The 5,229-nt window shown below is 73.6% G+C and carries 4 protein-coding genes and 1 pseudogene; all 5 read left to right on the forward strand.

Annotated elements, in window-relative coordinates; genetic code table 11:
- A pseudogene (locus AB0C69_RS37590) lies at positions 1 to 220 on the forward strand (hypothetical protein); the annotation flags it as partial.
- A 13-nt stretch (positions 221 to 233) separates the two neighbouring features.
- Complete coding sequence (locus AB0C69_RS37595; protein WP_360360529.1) at positions 234 to 1,112, forward strand: carbon-nitrogen hydrolase family protein; 879 nt, start codon at positions 234 to 236, stop codon at positions 1,110 to 1,112.
- On the forward strand, positions 1,109 to 2,251 hold the full coding sequence (locus tag AB0C69_RS37600; protein WP_353834791.1) for an aminotransferase class I/II-fold pyridoxal phosphate-dependent enzyme: 1,143 nt from the start codon (positions 1,109 to 1,111) through the stop codon (positions 2,249 to 2,251). The genes AB0C69_RS37595 and AB0C69_RS37600 overlap by 4 nt, the downstream gene beginning before the upstream one ends.
- Positions 2,252 to 2,295: 44 nt before the next feature.
- Positions 2,296 to 4,257 (forward strand): acyl-CoA dehydrogenase family protein, encoded by a 1,962-nt coding sequence (locus tag AB0C69_RS37605; protein WP_360360532.1) that lies wholly within the window; start codon positions 2,296 to 2,298, stop codon positions 4,255 to 4,257.
- A 202-nt stretch (positions 4,258 to 4,459) separates the two neighbouring features.
- The coding region (locus tag AB0C69_RS37610) for a methyltransferase domain-containing protein (RefSeq protein WP_360360535.1) at positions 4,460 to 5,229 on the forward strand (770 nt) is incomplete at its 3' end.

Here is a 5,229-nt window from a genome sequence, read left to right on the forward strand (position 1 = left end):
GGCTGCCGTGGGAATGGCTCCAGAACCTTCTGGTGGACGAGGACTACTCCGTGGCATGACGATGATCGTCGTCACCCACGAGACCGGGTTCGCCCGCGAGGCCGGCGACAGCCTCGTCTTCATGGACCAGGGCCGCGTCGTCGAGGTCGGCCCCGCGCGCGACGTGATCGCCGACCCCCTGCACGAGAGGACCCGCGGGTTCCTCTCGACGATCCTGTGAAAGGCGGCACGGCATGAAGGACCACGTCGACGTCGCGATCGTCCAGTTCGATCCGCGGCCGCTCGACCTGGCCGGCAACCTCGAGGCCATGGCCGCCGCCGTGCGGGCGGAGGCGGCCGGCCGGCCCACCGACCTCGTCGTCTTCCCCGAGCTGGCCACCACCGGCTACCTCCCGCCGGACGGCGACGACGACTTCCGGCGCCGGCTGGCCGCCGCCGCCGACACCATCCCCGGCCGCACCACCGAGGCGCTCGGCCGCGCCGCACGCGAGACCGGAACCCACGTCATCGTCGGCCTGGCCGAACGCGGGGGCGGCGAGGAGCTGTACAACACGCTCCTCCTCATCGGCCCGGACGGCGAGACGATCGGCGCGCACCGCAAGGTGCACCTGTGGGACCAGGAGCCGAAGTACTTCAGCTCGGGGCACCGGTTCGACGTCCTGGACACCGGCCTCGGCCGCGTCGGGCTGTCGGTCTGCCACGACTCGCGGTTCCCCGAGGCCACGCGCCGGCAGGTCGTGGCCGGGGCCGAGCTCCTGGTCTGCGTCTTCGCCTACGCCCCCGACCCGGGCGTCCCCGAGGACATCCTCGCCCACCGCGCGGTGACGCGCGCGTGGGAGAGCACCGCGTACTACGTGCTCGCCAACCGTCTGGGCAGCGAGCACGGCGCGGACTTCGCCGGCCGCAGCCTGGTCGCCGGGCCCACCGGCCGGATCCTCACCGGCGACCACGGTCCGCGGGATCCCGTCGTCCGCGCCCGCCTCCACCGCCGGCCTCTGGCCGACGCCCGCCGCGTCGTGGACGTCGCCCGCGAGCGGCGGCCCGACGTCTACGGCGACCTCTCCCCCACCTCACCGGAAACATCAGCGACGAGCCAGCAGGAGCGCCCGTGACCGCATTCACCCCGTCGGACCGCGTGCGGGAGGTGCTCCGGCACTCCCTGCGGCCCTCCACCCGCCCGCCGGCGGACGTGATCTCCCTGGCGTCGGGCGAGCCGGACTTCGCGACCCCCGAACACATCCGCGCGGCGCACGCCGCCGCGGTCGAGGCGGGCGCCACCCACTACGCCGCCTGGAACGGCGCCCCCGACCTCCGGGAGGCCCTGGCCCGGCAGGCCGGCGGCCCCGGCCGGCCGGGGCGGGCGGCGGACCAGGTCCTCGTCACCCACGGCGGCAGCGGAGCCCTGGCCGCGACGATCCTCGCCTGCGTCGACCCCGGCGACCGGGTCGTCATCCCCGTCCCGACCTACTCCCTCTACGCCGACCTGGTGCGGATGGCCGGGGGCGAGCCCGTCCTCGTGCCGCAGCGCGACGACCTGCACCTGGACCTGGACGCGGTGGCCGCGGCCGCTCCCGGCGCCCGGATGGTCGCGATCTGCAACCCGTGCAACCCGACCGGTGTCGTGTACTCGGCGGAGGAGCTGGAGGGGCTGCGGGACATCGCCGAGCGGCACGGCCTGCTGGTCCTGGCCGACGAGGCGTACGACGAGATCGTCTACGACCCCCGGCGGTTCACCTCCGTCCTGGACATCCCCGGCCTCGCCGAACGGGTGCTGTACGTCCAGACGTTCTCCAAGACGTACGCGATGACGGGCTGGCGCATCGGATACCTGGTCGCCCCGCCCGACGTGGTCGCCGCGGCCGCGGTGGTGCACACCCGCATGGCCGGTCCCCTCAACACCGCGGTGCAGCACGCGGCGCTGGCGGCTCTCACCGGACCCCAGGAGCCCGTCCGGCGGATGCTGGACGAGTACAGGGGGCGGCGCGAGCTGGTGATGCGGCTGCTCGACGGCGTGCCCGGCACCCGGCTGCGGGCCCCCGACGGCACGTTCTACGCGTTCGTCGGGCACGACTCGCGGCTGACGTCCGTGCAGGTGGCCGCGAACGCCCGCGAGCGGGGGGTGGCGGTCCGCCCGGGAAGCGAGTTCGGCGGTGAGGGCTCGGTCCGGCTGTCGTTCGCCACGGACCGGGAGACCCTGACCAAGGGGCTCCTCATCCTGCGCGACATGTTCGAGGACATGGCGACCGGGTGAGCCGGCCGGGGTTTCCGCTTCCGACCAGTGGAAACTTCGATCACATGAGCCAGCGAACCCACGAGCACGTCGACGAGCGGACGGCCCGCAAGGTGGCCGAGGAGGCCCGGGAGTCCGAGTGGCGGCTGCCGAGCTTCGGCAAGCAGCTGTTCCTCGGCGACCTGCGCCTCGACCTGATCCATCCGCACCCCCGCCCGTCGCCGGAGCAGCGGGCGAAGGGCGAGGGGTTCCTCGCCAAGCTCGCCGCGTTCTGCGCCGCCGAGGTCGACCCGGCGCGGATCGAGCGGGAGGCGCGCATCCCCGACGAGGTCGTGCGGGGCCTGCGCGACCTCGGCGCGCTCGGCATGAAGATCCCCGAGAAGTACGGGGGGCTCGGGCTCAGCCAGCTCTACTACGGCCGCGCGCTGATGGTGGCGGGGTCGGTCAGCCCGGCCCTCGGGGCACTGCTGTCGGCGCACCAGTCGATCGGCGTCCCGCAGCCGGTCAAGATGTTCGGGACGCCCGAGCAGAAGGACGCCTGGCTGCCGCGCTGCGCCCGGGAGGTCAGCGCGTTCCTGCTCACCGAGCCCGACGTCGGCTCCGACCCGGCGCGGCTGCGCGCCACGGCCGTCCCCGACGGGGACGACTACGTCCTCAACGGCGTCAAGCTGTGGACGACCAACGGCGTCGTCGCCGACCTCGTCGTGGTGATGGCGCGCGTGCCGAAGTCGGACGGGCACCGCGGCGGCATCTCCGCGTTCATCGTGGACATGGCCACGCCCGGCATCACCGTCGAGAACCGCAACGCGTTCATGGGGCTGCGCGGCATCGAGAACGGCGTCACGCGCTTCCACGACGTGCGGGTCCCGAAGGCGAACCTGATCGGCGCGGAGGGCGCGGGCCTGAAGATCGCGCTGACCACGCTCAACACCGGGCGGCTGTCGCTGCCCGCCATCTGCGCGGCGGGCGGCAAGTGGGCCGCCGGGGTCGCGCGGCAGTGGTCCCGGGAGCGGGTGCAGTGGGGGCGGCCGGTCGGCGAGCACGAGGCCGTCGCCACCAAGATCGCCTTCATCGCGGCGACCGCGTACGCGATGGAGGCGATGCTCGACCTGTCCGGGCAGCTCGCCGACGACGAGCGGAACGACATCCGGATCGAGGCGGCGCTGGCCAAGCTGTGGTCGTCGGAGATGGCGTGCCGCGTGGCCGACGAGCTGGTGCAGCTGCGCGGCGGGCGCGGCTACGAGACGGCCGAGTCGCTCGCGGCGCGCGGCGAGCGGGGCGTGCCCGCCGAGCAGCTGCTCCGCGACCTGCGCATCAACCGGATCTTCGAGGGCTCCAGCGAGATCATGCATCTGCTGATCGCCCGCGAGGCCGTCGACGCGCACCTGTCGGTGGCCGGGGACATCATCGACCCGGACGCCTCCACCGGGCGCAAGGCGCGGGCCGCGGCGAAGGCGGGCGGGTTCTACGCGCGCTGGCTGCCGACGCTCGTCACCGGCGCCGGGCACCGGCCGAACGCCTACGCCGAGTTCGGCCCGCTGGCCCGGCACCTGCGGTACGTCGAGCGGGCGTCCCGCAAGCTGGCCCGGTCGACCTTCTACGCGGCGGGACGCTGGCAGGGCGGTCTGGAGTACCGGCAGGGGTTCCTCGGCCGCATGGTCGACATCGGCGCCGAGCTGTTCGCGATGAGCGCGGTGTGCGTCCGCGCGACCGCCGACGCGTCCGACCAGGGGCCGCTCGGCAGCATGGGGGCGAACGGCACGGGGCCGGCCACGGCGCCGGGCAGATCCGCCCTGCTGCTCGCCGACGCCTTCTGCCGGCAGGCGCGCGTCCGCGTCGAGGAGCTGTTCGACGGGCTGTGGCGCAACACCGACGCGATGGACGTGAAGCTGGCGCGGGCCGTCCTCGCCGGGGACTTCGCCTGGGTGGAGGAGGGCGTCCTGGACCCGTCCATCCCGGGGCCGTGGATCGCGCCTTCCGAGCCGGGCCCGAGCGAGCGGGAGGACGTGCACCGGACGATCGGCTGACCCGGCGGGAGGGGGATCGGCCGCGACACGCCCGGCGGATCGCGGCCTCGGGAGGGCGTCCCGCCGTCGCGGGGCGTCCGGCTTCGGCGCGGGAGTAGACTGACCCGACCTTCGCGCCAGAGATCGAACCGTCCCGAGGGGGCGGGGGAACGGTCCGGCGAGCGAGAAGCCGAACGCCAACGCACCCAGCGAGCGGGAAGTAATGCAGTCATCTGGTCAGAAGAAGTCCATCGCAGGCACCCTCCTCAGCCTCCTCGGCAGCGGTCCGAAGAAGCCCGGAACGGCCGCCGGGCCCGCCCCTGACGGGGACGTCGTCCAGCCCGCCGCCGGAGAGGGCGCGCTGGAGAACCACCTGGGCGGGGACGAGGCCCGCAACTACCGCGAGTACGAGTACCAGACCGTGGCCCCGCACGTCGGCCGCTCCATGCTGGAGGTGGGCTCCGGCCTCGGGCACTTCTCCGAGCAGTTCGCCGGGCGCCTGGACTACCTCGTCGTCAGCGACAACGACCCGTACTGCGTCGGCGAGCTGCGCAAGCGCCACGAAGGCAACGACGACGTCGAGGTCATCGACCTGGCCCTGCCCGCCGACATCAAGATCCGGCGCAAGGTCGACACCGTCGTGATGATGAACGTGCTGGAGCACATCAAGGACGACGTGCAGGCACTGCGCGACCTCGCCGCCGTCACCGAGCCGGGCGGCCGCATCGTCATCTGGGTGCCCGGCTACATGCAGCTCTACGGCGACTTCGACCGCAAGGTCGGGCACGTCACCCGGTACACGCCGGCCACGCTCGAGGCGTCGGTCCGGGAGGCCGGGCTCGTCCCCGAGGTGCTCAAGCCGATCAACTTCCTGGGCGGGATCGCCTGGTGGTTCGCGGTCCGCCGCGGTGGCGCCGGCTACCCCGACCCGAAGCTCGTCAAGATCTACGACCGGACGGTCGTGCCGCTCACCCGCACCATCGAGCGCTTCGT

This window comes from Actinomadura sp. NPDC048032 (genome assembly GCF_040653175.1).
Taxonomy (GTDB): Bacteria; Actinomycetota; Actinomycetes; order Streptosporangiales; family Streptosporangiaceae; genus Spirillospora; species Spirillospora verrucosospora.